The following is a 16,090-nucleotide window of genomic DNA, read 5'->3' as shown; positions in this document are numbered from 1 at the left end:
GTCTCTCGTACGGCTGCGGGGTGCGGAAAAAGGCCGTGCGCAGCGAGACGGGCAAGGGTGATTCTCGCGCCGAAGCCGTCGTCAGGAGTAGACCGTGCTGCTACCGCATCAGCCCCTGCAGGATGCCGCTGTCGTTCCGTCCCAGCAAATGCCTGCTCGCGATGAGGCCGGCCCCTGGCATTCGGAGGCGGTGTGCCGCCGGGACGAAGCCGGGCTGTTCTTCGCCCCGTCCAAGGAGCCCACCGCCGCGCGACTGGCCAGAGAAGAGGCCGCGAAGCGGGTCTGTGCCCGCTGCCCCGTGATGGTCGAGTGCCGGGAGCATGCGCTGCTCCAGCCCGAGCCGTACGGCGTCTGGGGAGGTCTGACCGCGGCCGAGCGCCGGGTCGTGCTGACCCGCCGGCGGCGCCGGGAGGGCGAGCTCCAGCGCACGGCCCATATGCCCGCGGCAGGCTGACCGTCGCGGCACCGGCTTCGGCCCGTACGGCGCACCACAGGACGTAGGGTTCACTTCGCCCCCGCCGGAGACTCTCCGACGGGGGCGAAGTGTGTGCACGGGGGCGGGCGTTACCGGCCCGCCGGGGCGCCGCTAGCTGGGGCGCTCGAAGTCCACCGAGCTGTAGGCGCGCAGCTTCGACAGCCGGTGCTGGGAGTCGATCTGGCGGATGGTGCCGGACTTGGAACGCATCACCAGGGACTGGGTGTAGGCGTTCTCGGCGCGGTAGCGGACACCGCGCAGCAGTTCGCCGTCGGTGATGCCGGTGGCGACGAAGAAGACGTTGTCGCCGCGGACCAGGTCGTCGATCTCCAGCACCTTGTCCAGGTCGTGCCCGGCGTCCAGCGCGCGCTGCCGCTCCTCGTCGTCCTTGGGCCACAGCTTGCCCTGGAAGGTGCCACCCAGACACTTCAGCGCACAGGCCGCGATGATGCCCTCGGGCGTCCCGCCGATGCCCAGCAGCAGGTCCACACCGGTGCCCTCACGGGCCGCCATGATCGCGCCCGCGACATCGCCGTCGGCGATGAACTTGATCCGGGCGCCGGCTTCCCGGACCTCCTTGACCAGGCCCTCGTGGCGGGGGCGGTCCAGGATGACCACCGTGACGTCCTCGACCGCGGACTTCTTCGCCTTGGCGATCCGCTTGATGTTCACGGCCACCGGTGCCGTGATGTCGACGAAGTCGGCGGCCTCGGGGCCCGTGGCGAGCTTGTCCATGTAGAAGACCGCGGACGGGTCGAACATCGAGCCGCGCTCGGCCACCGCCATCACGGAGACGGCGTTCGCCATGCCCTTGGCGGTCAGCGTGGTGCCGTCCACCGGGTCCACGGCCACGTCGCACTCCGGGCCGGTCCCGTCGCCGACGCGCTCACCGTTGTAGAGCATCGGGGCGTTGTCCTTCTCGCCCTCCCCGATGACCACGACGCCGTTCATCGAGACGGTGTGGATCAAGGCGCGCATGGCCTTGACCGCCGCGCCGTCCGCGCCGTTCTTGTCACCTCGTCCCACCCAGCGGCCCGACGCCATGGCACCGGCCTCGGTCACCCGGACGAGCTCCAGGGCGAGGTTGCGGTCCGGGGCCTCGGGGCTGACCTCGAGTGGGGACGGGAGATGATGCTCGGTCATCGAGCGCACCTTTCTGTACGGCGACGGCCGTGAAGGATGAGGGTGATACCGACCTTATCCGTACCTCGCCAAAATGAGCAGAGGGCCCCACGCATGAGCAGCCGCGGGGGAGCCGGGTGGCCGGTTGTTTCCGCAGGTCACGGCCATCACCGGGGGGCCTGTCCGGTCCGCGGCGGCCATAGGGGACCATAGGGGCGTGGCAGGTATGCGAGGCAGGCAAACGGTGCGGGACATGGTCCTGTCACTGGCGGTGATCGGCATCCTCGTCGGGGCGATCTACATCTTCATCCCGCACGACGAGAGCGCGGACGCGGCGAGGAACGCGGTCAAGCGGGTCGACTACCGCGTCGAACTGATCACGGCCCGGCGGGCGGCACCCTATGCGGTCGCCGCGCCCGAGGGGCTGCCCAAGACCTGGCGCGCCACCTCCGTCTCGTACAAGGCGAGCGAGGACGGCAAGGGCGGGGCCTGGCATCTGGGCATGCTCGACCCGGAGCAGGAGTACGCGGCCATCGAGCAGAGCGATGCCATGCCGCGGAAGTTCATCAAGGACGTCACGCTCGGCGCGACCAAGGCCGAGGGCAAGCAGGCCGTCGGCAGCAAGAAGTGGGACCGCTACCAGGGCGACAAGTACCGGGCGCTGGTCCGTGAGGAGTCCGGGGTGACCACGGTCGTCACCGGCACCGCGCCGTACGGGCGGCTCGCCGATCTGGCCGCCGCGCTGGTGGCGAAGAAGGGCTGAGCAGCCGGAACATCGCTGAGGCCGCCGCACCCTCCCGGAGGGCGCGGCGGCCTCGTGCGTGGGCTTGCGGGAGCGGGCTCAGACGGCGGTGACGGCCTCGTCGAAGGCCAGCCGCGGCGAGCGCGGGTGGAAGGCGTCGGCGCCCGGCTTGCCGATGTTGATGACGAGGAAGGACTTCTGCTTGCCGTCGCCGAAGAACTCCTTGTCGATGCCGGTGAAGTCGAAGCCGGTCATCGGGCCGGCGGCCAGACCGGCGGCGCGGACACCGACGATGAAGTAGCCGGCCTGGAGGGTGGCGTTCTGGGTGCCGGCCACCTCGCGGGCCGCGGCCTGGGAGAAGAAGGAGTCCTTGATGCCCGGGGCGGCCGGGAAGAGCTTCGGCAGCTTCTCGTGGAAGTCCAGGTCCACGGAGAGGACCGCGGTCAGCGGCGCGGTCAGGGTCTTCTGGCCGTTGGCGCCCATGGCGTGGGTGACCAGACGCTGACGGGCCTCCTGGGAACGGACCAGGGTGATCCGCAGCGGGGTCTGGTTGAAGGCGGTCGGGCCGTACTTCACCAGGTCGTAGATGGCCTGGATCTGCTCGTCCGTCACCGGCTCGTCCGTGAACGTGTTGGCGGTCTGGGCCTCGCGGAACAGGAGGTCCTGAGCGGCGGCGTCAAGGGCGAGAGACATAAAGGGCACCTCGGTGAGTCAGATGGGGGGTTCAAGGTTCAGCGGTCCTGCGGGCACTGCGGTGAGTGCGGTGCTGTCACAGGGTGCTACGGGAACCACTGTAAACGTAATAGATTAAGTTTCAACTAAAAGGGGATCGCTGTGAGCCGGTTCACAGGGGCCGGCTTTCGCCCCGGGGTCCGGAAGGCCGCTGAGTCCGTCCTTCCAGGCAGAGACACCCCCTGGGTGCGCTCCTAGGCGCGCTCCGCCCCGGCCTCGTCCGGCGACTCCGCCAGCGCCGCGTCCAGCCGCGCCCGCGCACCGTCCAGCCAGCGGCGGCAGACCTTCGCCAGCGCCTCGCCGCGCTCCCACAGCGCGAGCGACTCCTCCAGCGTCGTGCCGCCCGCCTCCAGGCTGCGGACGACCTCGATCAGCTCGTCCCGCGCCTGCTCATAGCCGAGCGTGGAGTCCACCGGGGCCACCTGCGCCACCCCGGCCGCCGCACCCTGCTCCGCGTCCGCCACGTCGTCCGTCTTCGCCTTCGCCATGTCTCCCACCCTAAGAGTCTGTCCGTGCACTATTCGGCGGCCGTGGCAGCGCCCGGGGCGCCGTCCACCCGCACCGTGAACTCGCCCTCGGCGACCCTGGCCCGGAGGGTCTCGTCGGCGCCGACCTCCTGGGGTGAGCGCACCGCCGCCCCGTCCGGCTTCTGCAGGACCGCATAGCCGCGCTCCAGCGTCGCCTTGGGGGAGAGCGCGACCACCCGCGCCAGGGTGTGCGTCAGCTCCGAGTCGGCGCGGTCCAGCAGATGCCCCAGGGTCCGCCGGCCACGCTCCAGCAGCGCCGTGACCTGCTCCTCGCGGTCCTCGATCATCCGCTGCGGCCGCTGTATGCACGGGCGCTGCAGCGCCGCCGCCAGCCCCCGCTCCTCCCGCTGCAGAAAGCCGTCGACCGCCCGCCGCGCCCGCTCCCGCAGCTGCTGGACCCGGGCCAGCTCCTCACCGACATCGGGCACCACCTTCTTCGCCGCGTCCGTCGGCGTCGAGGCCCGCAGATCGGCGACCAGATCCAGCAGCGGACTGTCCGGTTCATGGCCGATCGCCGAGACGACGGGGGTCACGGCCGCACCCACGGCCCGTACGAGCTGCTCGTCGGAGAACGGCAGCAGATCCTCCACGCTGCCGCCGCCCCGGGCCACGATGATCACGTCCACCTCGGGCAGCGCATCCAGCTCCTGGACCGCCGCCACCACCTGCGGGACGGCATGCACCCCCTGCACCGGCACATTGCGCACCGCGAAGCGGACGGCCGGCCAGCGGTGCCGGGCGTTCTCCAGGACGTCCCGCTCCGCGGCGCTCGCCCGGCCGCAGACCAGCCCGATCAGCTGCGGCAGAAACGGCAGCGGCTTCTTGCGGTCCGCCGCGAACAGCCCCTCAGCCGCCAGCGACTTCTTCAACTGCTCAAGGCGCGCGAGGAGTTCACCGACCCCGACCGGCTTGATCTCGGCGGCCCGCAGCGACAGCTGGCCGCGCGGGGCGTACCACTCCGGCTTGGCGTGCACCACCACCCGGGCGCCCTCGCTCACCACATCGGCGACCTTGTCGAAGACCTGGCGGTAGCACGTCACGCTCACCGAGATGTCGTACGACGGGTCACGCAGCGTCAGAAAGACCACCCCCGCGCCGGGCCGCCGTGAGAGCTGGGTGATCTGCCCCTCGACCCACACCGCGCCGAGCCGCTCGATCCAGCCGCCGATGAGCCGGGACACCTCGCCGACCGGGATCGGCGCTTCCGGGGACGTAGAAACAGCCATACGAGCGAGAGTAGCGGCGGGCACTGACAGTGGCGGCGGCCGCGCGGCCCGTGGCCGGCCGGGAGGCCCGTGTTCGGCCGGGAGGCGCCCCGCGGCGGTGTCCGTCGGCCCGGCGTCCGGTCCGGTGCCCGGCCCGGCGTCCGGGCCCGATCTGCCCCGCCGCCGGTCACCGCCCGCGGCCGCTCCCGCCGCGGCCGGCCTCGCTCCCGCCGTCACGCCCGGTCCCCGTCAGCCCCGCACCCCGCCCGCCCGCGCCCGCCCGCCGTGCTGCACCGCCAGCACCACGAGGCCCGCCACCAGCCAGACCCCGCCCACGATCTGCGCGGTGGCCGACGCCTCGACGACCACCGCGACCACCACCGCCAGTCCCAGCAACGGCACCACCGCATGCCGCAGCACACTCGGGGTCCCTCCTGCGAGCCCTCCGCTCCGTCCGACGAGCCCTCCGCTCCGCCCGAGCGGCGGGCGCCCCCGTCGTGGGCGGACCCAGAACCAGCCGATCACCGAGGCGTGCAGCAGTCCGAACGCCGTCAGCGCCCCCACGTTCACGATCGACGACAGCTGCGCGAGCCCGTCGTCCCTGCGGGCCGCGCCCACCGCCGCCACCAGCGTCACCAGGGCCGCCCCCAGCAGCGCCCGGCGCGGCACCCCGCTGCCCGCGTCCACCTTCGACATCGCCCCCGGCAGCCGCCGGTCCCGGGCCATCGCGAACAGCAGCCGGCCGGCCGCGGCCTGCCCCGCCAGCGCCGCGAACGCCGCACCGACCGCCTTGCTCACCGCCACCAGATCCTGCAGCCACCGGCCCACCGCCGAGTCGACCGTGGCGTAGAACGCCGCGCCCTGCTCCGCGGGCCGGGCCGCCAGCTCCGCCGCGCTCACCGGCATCAGCAGCGCCGCCAGATACGTCTGCACCGCGAACAGCACACCGGCCACCACCAGACAGCTGAGCACCGCCCGCGCCACCCGGTCCGGCCCGCCGGGCCCCCGGCCGCCCTGGCCGCCCCCGGCCTCCTCCGCGAACGACGCGATCGCATCGAAGCCCAGATAGGACAGCACCGCCACCGACACCGCGGCCAGCACCGCCCCGACCGAGAACCCGCCCTCACCGGTCAGCGGCTCGGCCCAGCCCCGCGGAGCCCCGTGCACGACCAGCTCGACGACCGCCGACACCACGAAGACCGCGAGCACCACGATCTCCATCGCCAGCACCACGAACCCGGCCCGGGCCGCGGTCCGTACGCCCGACAGGTTCAGCAGCGTCGTCACGGCCACCGCCAGCGCCGTCCACACCCACGGGTGCACGGACGGCACCAGCGCATGCAGCGCGATCCCGGAGAACAGATACGCCACCGCCGGAATCAGCAGATAGTCCAGCATCGCCATCCATCCGGCGACGAACCCCGCGCCCTCGCCCAGCCCCACCCGGGCGTAGGTGTAGACCGAACCGGCCCGCGGGGCGACCCGCACCATCTGGGCGTACGAGAAGGCGGTGAACGCCATCGCGACGGTCGCGACCAGGTAGACGAGGGTGATCGCACCGTGCGACGTGGCCTGCAGTGCGCCGAAGATTCCGACCGGCGCCATCGGGGCGATGAACAGCAGCCCGTAGACGAGCAGATCCCGGAAGGTCAGCGTCCGCCGCAGCGCCCCGGGAGCGCCGGAGCCCCCGCCCCCGCAGGCGGCGCCGTCCTCCGCCCCCTCCTCCCCACTGCCGCCCGTGACCGGCATCTGTGCCTCCTCGCTGCGTGCCGCCCTCAGTCTGGGCCAGCGGTGCGATCTTCGGGGGCGGGGGCACGCCTTTACGATGGGACGCATGACTTCCTCGCCCAGCCCGACTCCCGCCACCACCCCGGGCGAAGCCGCTTCGCGCCGCAGGGTCCTGCTCGCCGCCCCCCGTGGATACTGCGCGGGCGTGGACCGCGCCGTCATCGCCGTCGAGAAGGCCCTTGAGCAGTACGGCGCCCCCGTCTACGTACGCCACGAGATCGTGCACAACAAGTACGTCGTGAAGACCCTGGAGAAGAAGGGCGCGATCTTCGTCGACGAGACGGAAGAGGTGCCCGAGGGCAACATCGTCATCTTCTCGGCGCACGGCGTCGCCCCGGTCGTCCACGAAGAGGCCAAGCGCGGCAAGCTCGCCACCATCGACGCGACCTGCCCGCTGGTCACCAAGGTGCACAAGGAAGCCGTCCGCTACGCCAAGGAGGACTACGACATCCTCCTGATCGGCCACGAGGGCCACGAAGAGGTCATCGGCACCAGCGGTGAGGCGCCCGAGCACATCACCCTCGTCGACGGCCCGCAGGACGTCGCCAATGTCGAGGTCCGCGACCCGGACAAGGTCGTCTGGCTCTCCCAGACCACGCTCTCGGTCGACGAGACCATGGAGACGGTGGATGCCCTCAAGGGCCGCTACCCCAACCTCCTCTCGCCGCCCAGCGATGACATCTGCTACGCCACTCAGAACCGCCAGATCGCGGTGAAGCAGATGGGCGCCGAGGCCGATCTGGTCATCGTCGTCGGTTCCAAGAACTCCTCGAACTCCGTGCGCCTCGTCGAGGTGGCGCTGGGCGCCGGTGCCCGCGACGCCCACCTGGTCGACTACGCCGAGGAGATCGACGAGGCCTGGCTGGAGGGCGTCGGCACGGTCGGCGTCACCTCCGGTGCCTCCGTCCCCGACGTTCTCGTCCACGGTGTCCTGGACTGGCTCGCCGCGCGCGGCTACGAGGACGTCGAGACCCTCACGGCCGCCGAGGAGTCCATCCACTTCTCGCTGCCCAAGGAGCTCCGCCGGGACCTGCGCGCCGAGGCCAAGGCCGCCACCGAGGACTGAACCCCCGCCGCTGCCGGTTCGCCGTCCGGGCCATGAGTCCACTCATCCCGGGGGCGAGCCGCCCCGTCCGCGCCTAGCCTTTTCCCATGAAGGTCTTCGGTGTGGACATCGGCGGATCGGGCATCAAGGGCGCCCCGGTGGATCTGGCGCGCGGCGATCTCGCCGAGGAGCGCTACAAGGTGCTGACCCCGCACCCGGCCACCCCGGAAGCGGTCGCGGACTGCGTCAAGGAAGTCGTGGACCACTTCGGGTGGTCGGGGCCGGTCGGTGCGACCTTCCCCGGTGTGGTCACCGACGGGACGACCCGTACCGCCGCCAATGTCGACAAGGGCTGGATCGGCCTGGACGCCGACGCCCTGCTCACCGGCCGGCTGAGCGGCGAGGCCGCCGGCAGCCCCGTCACGGTGCTCAACGACGCGGACGCGGCCGGGCTGGCCGAGATGCGCTACGGCGCGGGCCGCGACCGGACCGGCACGGTCATCGTGCTCACCCTCGGCACCGGCATCGGCAGCGCGATCTTCATCGACGGCCGCCTCGTCCCCAACACCGAGCTCGGCCACCTGGAGCTGCACGGCCATGACGCCGAGAAGCGCGCCTCCACCAAGGTCAAGGAGGACGAGGGCCTGAGCTGGCAGCACTGGGCGCACCGGGTCCAGAAGTACCTCGCCCATGTGGAGATGCTCTTCTCGCCCGCACTGTTCGTGATCGGCGGCGGGGTGAGCCGTAAGGCGGAGAAGTTCCTGCCGCTGATCGAGGGCATCAGGGCCGAGATCGTGCCGGCTCAGCTTCAGAACAATGCGGGGATTGTGGGGGCCGCGATGGCTGCGCACGCCGCTCGGGCTGGCGAGCCACCTGCCGCGGACGGTTCCCGGGCCGCGGCCGGGTCCGGTCGGCGGACCGCGTCGGCGGCCGGTTCTGCTGCCCGCGCGGTGCGCTCTGCGGTCGACTCACCGGTCGGCTGGCCCGACGACGGGCGATGATCAGCGCCCGCCGGACGATCGCGAGCAGCGCGCAGACCAGCGTGCCCGCGTAGAGCCAGCCCGCGTTCAGCGCGAGGACGGTGAAGACGCCCATCAGCAGCCCCTCGAACCCCTCCGCGCCGTGCTGGATCGGCAGCGCACCGAGCGTGAAGGCGATCGGCAGGGTCACCGGCGCACAGACCAGGTCGTACGGCCGCACCCACACCGCCGCGCCGATTCCCACCAGCAGGTAGCAGACGCCGTAGGCGGTCGGTGCGCCGCCGAATAGCAGCCGGTCCACGAAGGCGAACGCCAGCAGCGCCAGCGTCGCCAGCAGCCAGCAGCCGAGACCGGTGAGCTTGGCGGCCGGCATCCGGCGCCGCGGGCCGGCCGGCGGGTCGGGGGCCGGGCGCCGCGGCCGCGCCCGGTGGGCGGCGGAGGACTCCGCGCCCGCCGAGGGAGCCGGTCCGCGTCCGGGTACCGCGGCCGCCGCCGGCCGGGCGGGCGCCCGGAGGGCCCCGGCCGGCGCGGGACCACGCGGCGCGGCGTGCACGGCGGCCGTGGCGGAGGCCGGTACCGACGCGAACCCGGAGGCCCGCATCGCGGAGAGAAAGGCGTCGTCGGGATCGGGGATCACGGCCTCCGCGGGGCGCGGGAGCCGGGCGTCCTGGCCCGCGGGCGGCCGTCCGGACCGCGGCGGGCTGTGCTGGGGCGTGCGCGCTTCGTGTTGCTCCACCCGGCAACGGTAGGCCGCTAAGTGGTATTAACCGGTCGCGGGACACGCGCTTTGGCCGAGCTTGCGGCCGAGTTCGCTACGGGCCGGGGGCGGGGCGGGGCGCGGACCGGTCCCGGTGGCGGCCGCTCGGCCCGCGCCGCCCCGTAGACTGGTGGATCGGCCCTCCCGGGGCCGCTGCCCACCCCACCACCTCTCGCTCGGAAGTCGAGTCGCCACGTGTCGCTCACGATCGGAATCGTCGGTCTGCCGAATGTCGGCAAGTCGACCATGTTCAATGCCCTGACCAAGAACGACGTGCTGGCGGCCAACTACCCGTTCGCCACCATCGAGCCGAACGTCGGCGTCGTCGGCGTCCCCGACCCGCGTCTGGCCAAGCTGGCGGAGATCTTCTCCTCCCAGAAGGTCCTCCCGGCGACCGTCGACTTCGTCGACATCGCGGGCATCGTCCGCGGCGCCTCCGAGGGTGAGGGCCTGGGCAACAAGTTCCTCGCGAACATCCGCGAGTCCGACGCGATCTGCCAGGTCATCCGCGCCTTCAAGGACGAGAACGTCGTCCACGTCGACGGCAAGATCTCCCCCAAGAGCGACATCGAGACGATCAACACCGAGCTGATCCTCGCCGACCTCCAGACCATCGAGAAGGTCCTGCCGCGCCTCCAGAAGGAGTCGCGCATCAAGAAGGACATCGCCCCGAAGGTCAAGGCGGTCGAGGAGGCCAAGGCGATCCTGGAGAAGGGCGACACGCTCTTCGCCGCGGGCATCGTCCAGGGCTCCGGCAACGAGGAGCTCCTGCACGACCTCCACCTCCTCACCACCAAGCCCTTCCTCTACGTCTTCAACGTCGACGAGGACGAGCTGACCGACGAGGACTTCAAGAACGAGCAGCGCGCCCTGGTCGCGCCCGCCGAGGCGATCTTCCTGAACGCCAAGCTGGAGGCCGACCTCGCCGAGCTGGACGACGACGAGGCCCTGGAGCTCCTCCAGTCCGTGGGCCAGGACGAGCCCGGCCTCGCCACCCTCGCCCACGTCGGCTTCAACACCCTCGGCCTGCAGACCTACCTGACGGCCGGCCCCAAGGAAACCCGCGCCTGGACCATCAAGAAGGGCGCCACGGCCCCCGAGGCGGCCGGTGTCATCCACACCGACTTCCAGAAGGGCTTCATCAAGGCCGAGGTCATCTCCTTCGCCGACCTGGTCGAAACCGGCTCGGTGGCCGACGCCCGCGCGGCCGGCAAGGCCCGCATGGAGGGCAAGGACTATGTGATGCAGGACGGGGACGTGGTGGAGTTCCGGTTCAACGTCTAGCCCACGCCGGAGTATTGGCGTAGCGATCTGGCAAATGTGCTGGTCAGACGGGGTCGACCTCATGTTGGGTCGCCCCCGCTGTCGTTCCCGTTCCTGGATCCGTGCTGGATTTGCTGACGTCTCGTCACCTGTCGTCATCCCTGGTTATTCGTACCGTCGCTGGATCGGTGCTGGATAGAGCGGACGGGGCATTAGCTGTATGGGGTGCCGCGTGGCTACGGATGTCGTTGGTGGCGGGGCGCCAGGAGCCGGGCCAGTGCAGGGACCGGGCCACTGGCGGTGACATCGCCCTGCGGGCGTCAGCCGGGGCATATCGGGGCCCGCTGTGTCGTATGGGTAGCGATCGTGGAACCGTGCGGCTTCCTGGCCGCAGGTTCGAGTCCTCGGCAGGAGCCACAAACAAGGGCTGGTCGTCCTACACTCCCTGTGACCTGCGGAGATTCGCTCGTTGTGACCATGTCTGTGCATCTACCGAAGACGCGTGTCGGCTGACGCTGTAGTCACGCTTCTCTGACCTGGCTTGCGCTGCGCCGGTTCGAGTCCTCGGTGGGGAGCAAAAGCGCAAGACGTTCGTCATCGACTTCGCCAACAAGCCCGAGGACATCGAGGTCGCCTTCGAGCCGTACTTCAAGAACGCCACTCTGGAGACCGAGGCCGAGACCGAGACCGAGACCGATCCGTACGTCGTCATTCATCTGGCCAACAAGCTTGCCCAGGCCGGGATCTACACCGAGGACGACGTCCGCAAAGTTGCCGAACTGTGGGTGACCCGGGAGATGCTGTCGATCTTCTTTCGCCTGCTGGAGAAGGTCATCGCCGAGTCCGCCTGGGCGGCCGAGGTGGACCTTTCCGACGTGGTGCTGGTCGGGGTCAAGCACAACAAGGCGAACCCGGTCGACATCTCGCTCGTGGGCGACGGGCAGTTGAAGGGCATCAGCGCGCCGGCACGGGCACGAAGAAGGATCTGAAGTACGTTGCGCTCCAGGTCGTCATAGACGAGATGAACGACCTCTTCGGGGCCGAGACGTTCGCCGAGTACCAAATCCGGGAGTTCGTACAGGGACTCGTCCAGCGGTTGCTTACCGACCCGAACCTGGTGCAGCAGACCAGGGTGAATTCCAAGAAGCAGTTCCTGGATTCGCAAGACTTCCAAGCAGCTGTTACGGAGGCGGTCGCGGATAACCAGGGCGCCCACAACATGATGGCTGACTACTTTTTCACCGACGGGCCGGCCATCAACTCGATCATCGTCGCCCTCGCGGATGCCTTCTACGAAGCAGCGATCGATTTGCAGGTGGATTCTTAGATACGGGCGGCACATATGTCCCGCATGTCCCGCCTCAGCAGAGCACCCCGCTGCGGAGGTGACGGCAAGCAGGACCCATGGCCCTGCTGCGCAGCCGCCGGGCTCATCGGCGCGATCACCGGACGCACAGGTGCGCTGTCCCGAGATCCAGCCCCTTGAACCTACTGATCGGGCTGCCAGCCCAGTTGGATGAGGGATGTGCCGCGTTTGCGGGTGATGTAGTGGGCGCGGCCCGGCGGCATGGGGCGCGGGCGGACGTTGGCGAGGATGTCGCCTTCGTTGGGGTCGCCGGAGAGGATGAGGGCCTGGGCGCCGAGTTCGGTGAGGCGTTGGAGGGCGGGTTCGTAGAGGGCGCGGGAGATGCCAGCGGTGGTGCGGGTGAGGATGAAGTGGGTGCCGGTGTCGCGGGCGTAGGGGAGTTTGTCGGTCAGGACGTTTAGGGGGTTGTTGGTGCTGGTGGCGATGAGGTCGTAGTCGTCGAGGAGGACGAAGAAGCGAGGGCCGGTCCACCAGCTGCGGTCGCGGAGTTGTTGGGGGGTGACGTCGGGGGTGGGGCGGCGGCGTTCCATGAGGCCGGCCAGGGCGTTCATGTGGATGTCGAGGGTGTCGTCGGTGGGGGCGTATTCGAGGAGGTGGGTGGCGGGGATGGCGTCGAGGAGGGTGCGGCGGTAGTCACCGACGACGATTTTGGCTTCGTCGGAGGTGTAGCGTTCGGCGATTCTGTGGGCGATGTGGCGGAGGGTGGCGGTCTTGCCGGATTCGCTTTCGCCGAAGATGACGAGGAAGGGGTCGGTTTCGAAGTCGGTGTAGACCGGTTCGAGGTTGGTTTCGTCGAGGCCGAGGGCGATGCCGCGATGGGGGAAGTCCGAGCCCTTGGGGAGGTGGGCGGCGGGGACGGTGTGGGGGAGGAGCCGGACGGCCGGGGCGGAGGGGCCGGACCAGCTTCCCGCGACTGTACGGACGAACTCGGCGGTGGCATCGGCGAGTTCGGTGGTGCTGCCTGGCTTCCCTGTGTGGGGGAGGGCGGTCATGAAGTGGAGTTTGGCGGGGGTTTGGCCGCGGCCTGGGGCGCCGGGTGGGACGTTGGCGGCGGTCTTGCGGTCGAATTCGGAGTCCATGGGGTCGGTCAGCCGCAATTCCAGGCGGCCCAGGATCTGGTCCTTGAGGGCTGCGCGGACTTCCAGGTGGCGGGAGGCGGTGAGGATGACGTGGATGCCGAAGCCGAGGCCGCGGGAGGCGAGGTCGGTGACGATCGGCTCCAGCAGTTCGTATTCGTCCTTGAAGGGGCCCCAGCCGTCGATGACGAGGAAGACATCGCCCCATGGCTGGTCGGGTAGGTCGCCTGCGGCGCGGCGTCGGCGGTAGGTGGCGATGGTGTCGATGCCGTGAGTGCGGAAGTACTCCTCGCGGCGGGCCAGGATGCCGGCGACCTCGGCGACGGTGCGGCGGATGCGTTCGGGGTCCAGGCGGGAGGCGATGGAGCCGACGTGTGGGAGGCCGGCGATCGAGCTCAGTGCCCCGCCGCCGAAGTCGAGGCCGTAGAACTGAACTTCCTGGGGGGTGTGGGTGAGGGCGAAGGCGCTGATGAGGGTGCGCAGGAGGGTGGATTTGCCGGACTGGGGGCCGCCGACGACGAGGAGGTGGCCGGTGGCGCCGGAGAAGTCGTGGTGGAGGGTGTCGCGGCGCTGTTCGAAGGGCTTGTCGACCAGGCCGAAGGGGACGGTGAGGCGGCCGGTGGCGGGGTGGTCGGCGGAGTGCAGGCCGCGTTCCGGGGTGGTGGCCAGGGACGGGAGGAGCTGGTCGAGGGTGGGGGCGGTGTCCAGGGGCGGGAGCCAGACCCGGTGGGCGGGCGGTCCCTGCCCGTCCAGGCGTCGGACGATGACGTCCAGGACGGTGTCGGCGAGGGCGTCGTCGGCCTGGGTGGGGACTTCGGGGGTGGGCTGTTGCGCGGCCGGAGTGGTGCTGGTGACGGGGACGGGCGCGGCAGTGAAGAGGGCCGCGGGCTGTTCGACGGGGAGTGCGCCGTCGTCGGTACGGCTGCTGGCTGAGCGATGGGGGCCCGAGACGTAGGCGGCCTTGAAGCGGGACATCTCGTCCGTACCGAACTTGAGGTAGCCGGAGCCGGGGACGGAGGGGAGGTGGTAGGCGTCGGGGACGCCGAGGGCGACGCGGGATTCGGCGGCGGAGAAGGTGCGCAGGCCGATGCGGTAGGAGAGGTAGGTGTCCAGGCCGCGCAGGCGCCCTTCCTCCAGGCGCTGGGAGGCGAGGAGGAGATGGACACCCAGGGACCGGCCGATGCGGCCGATCTGGATGAACATCTCGATGAAGTTGGGCTTGGCGGTGAGCAGCTCGCTGAACTCGTCGATGACCAGGACGAGGGATGGCAGCGGGTCGAGGGGGTGGCCGGCGGCGCGGGCCTTTTCGTAGTCGTGGATGTTGGCGAAGTTCCCGGACTGGCGCAGTAGCTCCTGGCGGCGCTGGAGTTCGCCGCGGATGGAGTCGCCCATGCGGTCGACGAGGGAGAGGTCGTCGGCGAGGTTGGTGATGACGGCGGCGACGTGGGGGAGGGCGGACATGCCGGCGAAGGTGGCGCCGCCCTTGAAGTCGGCGAGGATGAAGTTGAGGGTTTCGGAGGAGTGGGTGACCGTAAGGCCCAGAACGAGGGTGCGCAGGAGTTCGGATTTTCCGGAGCCGGTCGCGCCGACGCACAGGCCGTGCGGGCCCATGCCGTTCTGGGCCGCCTCCTTGAGGTCGAGCATGACGGGTTGGCCGGATTCGTCTATGCCGATCGGGACACGCAGGCGTTCGGCCTGGGAGCGGGGGCGCCAGGTGCGGGCGGTGTCGACGTCGGCGGGGTCGCCGAGGTCGAGGAGGTCGGTGAAGTCCAGGTTGGCCAGGAGTGGTTCGTCCTCGTCTGTGCCGTCCACGTACAGGGGCGCGAGCTGGCGGGCGAGGGTGTCGGCGCGTTCCAGGGAGAGCAGGTCGGGGGTGCCGTCGTAGGCGGAGACGGCGGATTCCAGGCGCAGGCGGGCGGGGTGGACGGATACCGACAGGCCGCCGCGGGGCTCGTCGAGCTCTCCGGAGACGACCTCGATGACGGTGACGCCCTGGAGGCCCTCGGGGGCGGCGAGAGCGGAGTCTGCGGGGACCATTCCGCCGTCCAGGATGATGACGAGGTGGGTCCGGTCGAGGAGGGGCGGGGCGTCTTTGCTGAAGCGGGGGCGGTCGGCGAGGTGGCCGGCCAGGAGGGTTTCGAGTTCGGTGACGTCGTCGGTGAACAGGCGTCGGGTGCCGGCGCCGTCGGCCGAGCCGGGCAGCTGGGTATGCGGCAGCCACTTCGTCCACTCCCAGCGCCCGATGGCGCCGGGGGCCGCCACCACGGCGACCAGGAGGTCGGCGGGGGACTGCAGGGTGACGAGCTGACCGATCAGGGCGCGGGCCGTGCCCTGGGCGCAGGCCGGGTCGCCGGAGACCGTGACGTGGTAGAAGGCGCGCAGGGAGACCGCGACCGGCATGTTGTGCAGCGAGGCATGAGCGGCGAGGAAGCGCTGCATGATGCCGGCGGTGAGGGGTTCGAGTTCGTCGACGGGGGCGGTGTCGGGGGCGACGAGCGGGGTGGCCAGCTGCTGGGTGCCCAGGCCGATGCGGGCCTGTCCGAAGTCGGCGTCGCCGATGCGGCGCTCCCAGAGGCGGCTGCCCTCGGCGACGATGGACCACAGCTGGTCGGGGGCGGGATGGAGGTAGTGCTGGGCGTTGCGCTGGGCGGTGACCGTACGGCGGATCCGACGGCGAGTCTGCGCCAGGTACTTGAGGTAGTCCCGTCGGCTCTGCGCCATCTCGCCCTGGGTACCTCTGCGGTAGCGGACGACCTGGGCGATGACCATGCCGACCGTCGAGACGAGCATCAGCGCGCCCATGATGCGCATGAAGGGCGGCATGCCCGGCATGAAGAAGAACACCACCGACGAGCCCATGCCGATCATCGGCAGGAGCTGCATCAGCACGCCCTCCTGCTGGCCGCGCGGCAGCTCCGGCGGAGCCTGCAGCTGCAGTTCGTCAGTGGCGGGGCCGGGCGGAAGCGCCCGCGGTGGGCGCTTGACGACGATCTGGCTCACCGAGCATCAATC

The 16,090-nt window shown here is 70.6% G+C and carries 14 protein-coding genes and 1 pseudogene; 7 read left to right on the top strand and 8 right to left on the bottom strand.

The features are described from left to right. The first annotated feature begins 148 nt into the window (after positions 1-148). Positions 149-454: a WhiB family transcriptional regulator gene (locus SLV14N_RS13810; protein ID WP_263269485.1), complete on the top strand. Its 306-nt coding sequence runs from the start codon at positions 149-151 to the stop codon at positions 452-454. 132 nt (positions 455-586) lie between these two features. On the opposite strand, the gene glpX is transcribed toward SLV14N_RS13810, so the two are convergent. Then, positions 587-1,618: a class II fructose-bisphosphatase gene (glpX, locus tag SLV14N_RS13805; RefSeq protein WP_093637586.1), complete on the bottom strand. Its 1,032-nt coding sequence runs from the start codon at positions 1,616-1,618 to the stop codon at positions 587-589. 205 nt (positions 1,619-1,823) lie between these two features. Between glpX and SLV14N_RS13800 the strand changes: the two genes are divergently transcribed. Then, entirely contained in the window at positions 1,824-2,360 is a 537-nt protein-coding gene (locus SLV14N_RS13800; RefSeq protein WP_208687862.1) for a DUF4245 domain-containing protein, read from the top strand. Between the two features lie 78 nt (positions 2,361-2,438). Here SLV14N_RS13800 and SLV14N_RS13795 read toward each other — a convergent pair whose 3' ends face one another. The 4 genes from SLV14N_RS13795 to SLV14N_RS13780 all read right to left on the bottom strand — a co-directional run bounded on the left by SLV14N_RS13795 (position 2,439) and on the right by SLV14N_RS13780 (position 6,552). Further along, a complete protein-coding gene (locus SLV14N_RS13795) occupies positions 2,439-3,032 on the bottom strand; it encodes a malonic semialdehyde reductase (RefSeq protein ID WP_208681163.1) in 594 nt (197 codons plus the stop codon). 233 nt (positions 3,033-3,265) lie between these two features. Then, positions 3,266-3,559, bottom strand: a complete 294-nt coding sequence (locus SLV14N_RS13790; RefSeq protein WP_208681162.1) for an exodeoxyribonuclease VII small subunit — start codon at positions 3,557-3,559, stop codon at positions 3,266-3,268. Positions 3,560-3,588: 29 nt separating this feature from the next. Next, positions 3,589-4,824: an exodeoxyribonuclease VII large subunit gene (xseA, locus tag SLV14N_RS13785; protein ID WP_263269484.1), complete on the bottom strand. Its 1,236-nt coding sequence runs from the start codon at positions 4,822-4,824 to the stop codon at positions 3,589-3,591. A gap of 228 nt (positions 4,825-5,052) precedes the next feature. Beyond that, the gene (locus SLV14N_RS13780; protein ID WP_263269483.1) at positions 5,053-6,552 is read right to left on the bottom strand and encodes an APC family permease; all 1,500 of its coding nucleotides are present in this window, start codon (positions 6,550-6,552) and stop codon (positions 5,053-5,055) included. Positions 6,553-6,637: 85 nt separating this feature from the next. Between SLV14N_RS13780 and SLV14N_RS13775 the strand changes: the two genes are divergently transcribed. Next, positions 6,638-7,657: a 4-hydroxy-3-methylbut-2-enyl diphosphate reductase gene (locus SLV14N_RS13775; protein ID WP_208681159.1), complete on the top strand. Its 1,020-nt coding sequence runs from the start codon at positions 6,638-6,640 to the stop codon at positions 7,655-7,657. 86 nt (positions 7,658-7,743) lie between these two features. Further along, the gene (gene ppgK / locus SLV14N_RS13770) at positions 7,744-8,637 is read left to right on the top strand and encodes a polyphosphate--glucose phosphotransferase (RefSeq protein ID WP_208681158.1); all 894 of its coding nucleotides are present in this window, start codon (positions 7,744-7,746) and stop codon (positions 8,635-8,637) included. Between the two features lie 61 nt (positions 8,638-8,698). Here ppgK and SLV14N_RS38810 read toward each other — a convergent pair. After that, positions 8,699-8,989, bottom strand: a pseudogene (locus SLV14N_RS38810) (DUF6542 domain-containing protein); the annotation flags it as partial. Between the two features lie 579 nt (positions 8,990-9,568). Here SLV14N_RS38810 and ychF point away from each other — a divergent pair. Next, on the top strand, positions 9,569-10,657 hold the full coding sequence (gene ychF / locus SLV14N_RS13760; protein WP_262041038.1) for a redox-regulated ATPase YchF: 1,089 nt from the start codon (positions 9,569-9,571) through the stop codon (positions 10,655-10,657). 500 nt (positions 10,658-11,157) lie between these two features. On the opposite strand, the gene SLV14N_RS13755 is transcribed toward ychF, so the two are convergent. Beyond that, positions 11,158-11,352: a hypothetical protein gene (locus SLV14N_RS13755; RefSeq protein WP_263269481.1), complete on the bottom strand. Its 195-nt coding sequence runs from the start codon at positions 11,350-11,352 to the stop codon at positions 11,158-11,160. Between the two features lie 81 nt (positions 11,353-11,433). Here SLV14N_RS13755 and SLV14N_RS13750 point away from each other — a divergent pair, with 81 nt between their 5' ends. Beyond that, the gene (locus tag SLV14N_RS13750) at positions 11,434-11,625 is read left to right on the top strand and encodes a hypothetical protein (protein WP_263269480.1); all 192 of its coding nucleotides are present in this window, start codon (positions 11,434-11,436) and stop codon (positions 11,623-11,625) included. A 32-nt stretch (positions 11,626-11,657) separates the two neighbouring features. Beyond that, on the top strand, positions 11,658-11,963 hold the full coding sequence (locus SLV14N_RS13745; protein ID WP_263269479.1) for a hypothetical protein: 306 nt from the start codon (positions 11,658-11,660) through the stop codon (positions 11,961-11,963). Between the two features lie 161 nt (positions 11,964-12,124). Here the strand turns inward: SLV14N_RS13745 and eccCa are convergent, their stop codons facing one another. Then, positions 12,125-16,078, bottom strand: coding sequence for a type VII secretion protein EccCa (eccCa, locus tag SLV14N_RS13740; RefSeq protein ID WP_263269478.1), 3,954 nt, complete (start codon positions 16,076-16,078; stop codon positions 12,125-12,127). Between the last annotated feature and the right edge of the window lie 12 nt (positions 16,079-16,090).

Origin of the sequence: Streptomyces sp. Je 1-4 4N24, assembly GCF_026239515.1 — a bacterium.
Lineage (GTDB): Bacteria > Actinomycetota > Actinomycetes > Streptomycetales > Streptomycetaceae > Streptomyces > Streptomyces nigrescens.
The sequence above is the reverse complement of the archived record's forward strand: the minus strand, read 5'-3'. Positions and strand labels throughout refer to the sequence as shown.

Excerpts from the sequence above, each read along its gene's own strand:
- xseA (WP_263269484.1), bottom strand. The coding sequence starts at position 4,824 with ATGGCTGTTTCTACGTCCCCGGAAGCGCCGATCCCGGTCGGCGAGGTG.
- SLV14N_RS13790 (WP_208681162.1), bottom strand. The coding sequence starts at position 3,559 with ATGGCGAAGGCGAAGACGGACGACGTGGCGGACGCGGAGCAGGGTGCG.
- glpX (WP_093637586.1), bottom strand. The coding sequence starts at position 1,618 with ATGACCGAGCATCATCTCCCGTCCCCACTCGAGGTCAGCCCCGAGGCC.
- SLV14N_RS13800 (WP_208687862.1), top strand. The coding sequence starts at position 1,824 with ATGCGAGGCAGGCAAACGGTGCGGGACATGGTCCTGTCACTGGCGGTG.
- SLV14N_RS13795 (WP_208681163.1), bottom strand. The coding sequence starts at position 3,032 with ATGTCTCTCGCCCTTGACGCCGCCGCTCAGGACCTCCTGTTCCGCGAG.
- ppgK (WP_208681158.1), top strand. The coding sequence starts at position 7,744 with ATGAAGGTCTTCGGTGTGGACATCGGCGGATCGGGCATCAAGGGCGCC.
- SLV14N_RS13745 (WP_263269479.1), top strand. The coding sequence starts at position 11,658 with ATGAACGACCTCTTCGGGGCCGAGACGTTCGCCGAGTACCAAATCCGG.
- SLV14N_RS13755 (WP_263269481.1), bottom strand. The coding sequence starts at position 11,352 with ATGAATGACGACGTACGGATCGGTCTCGGTCTCGGTCTCGGCCTCGGT.
- SLV14N_RS13775 (WP_208681159.1), top strand. The coding sequence starts at position 6,638 with ATGACTTCCTCGCCCAGCCCGACTCCCGCCACCACCCCGGGCGAAGCC.
- SLV14N_RS13750 (WP_263269480.1), top strand. The coding sequence starts at position 11,434 with ATGCTGTCGATCTTCTTTCGCCTGCTGGAGAAGGTCATCGCCGAGTCC.
- SLV14N_RS13810 (WP_263269485.1), top strand. The coding sequence starts at position 149 with ATGCCTGCTCGCGATGAGGCCGGCCCCTGGCATTCGGAGGCGGTGTGC.
- SLV14N_RS13780 (WP_263269483.1), bottom strand. The coding sequence starts at position 6,552 with ATGCCGGTCACGGGCGGCAGTGGGGAGGAGGGGGCGGAGGACGGCGCC.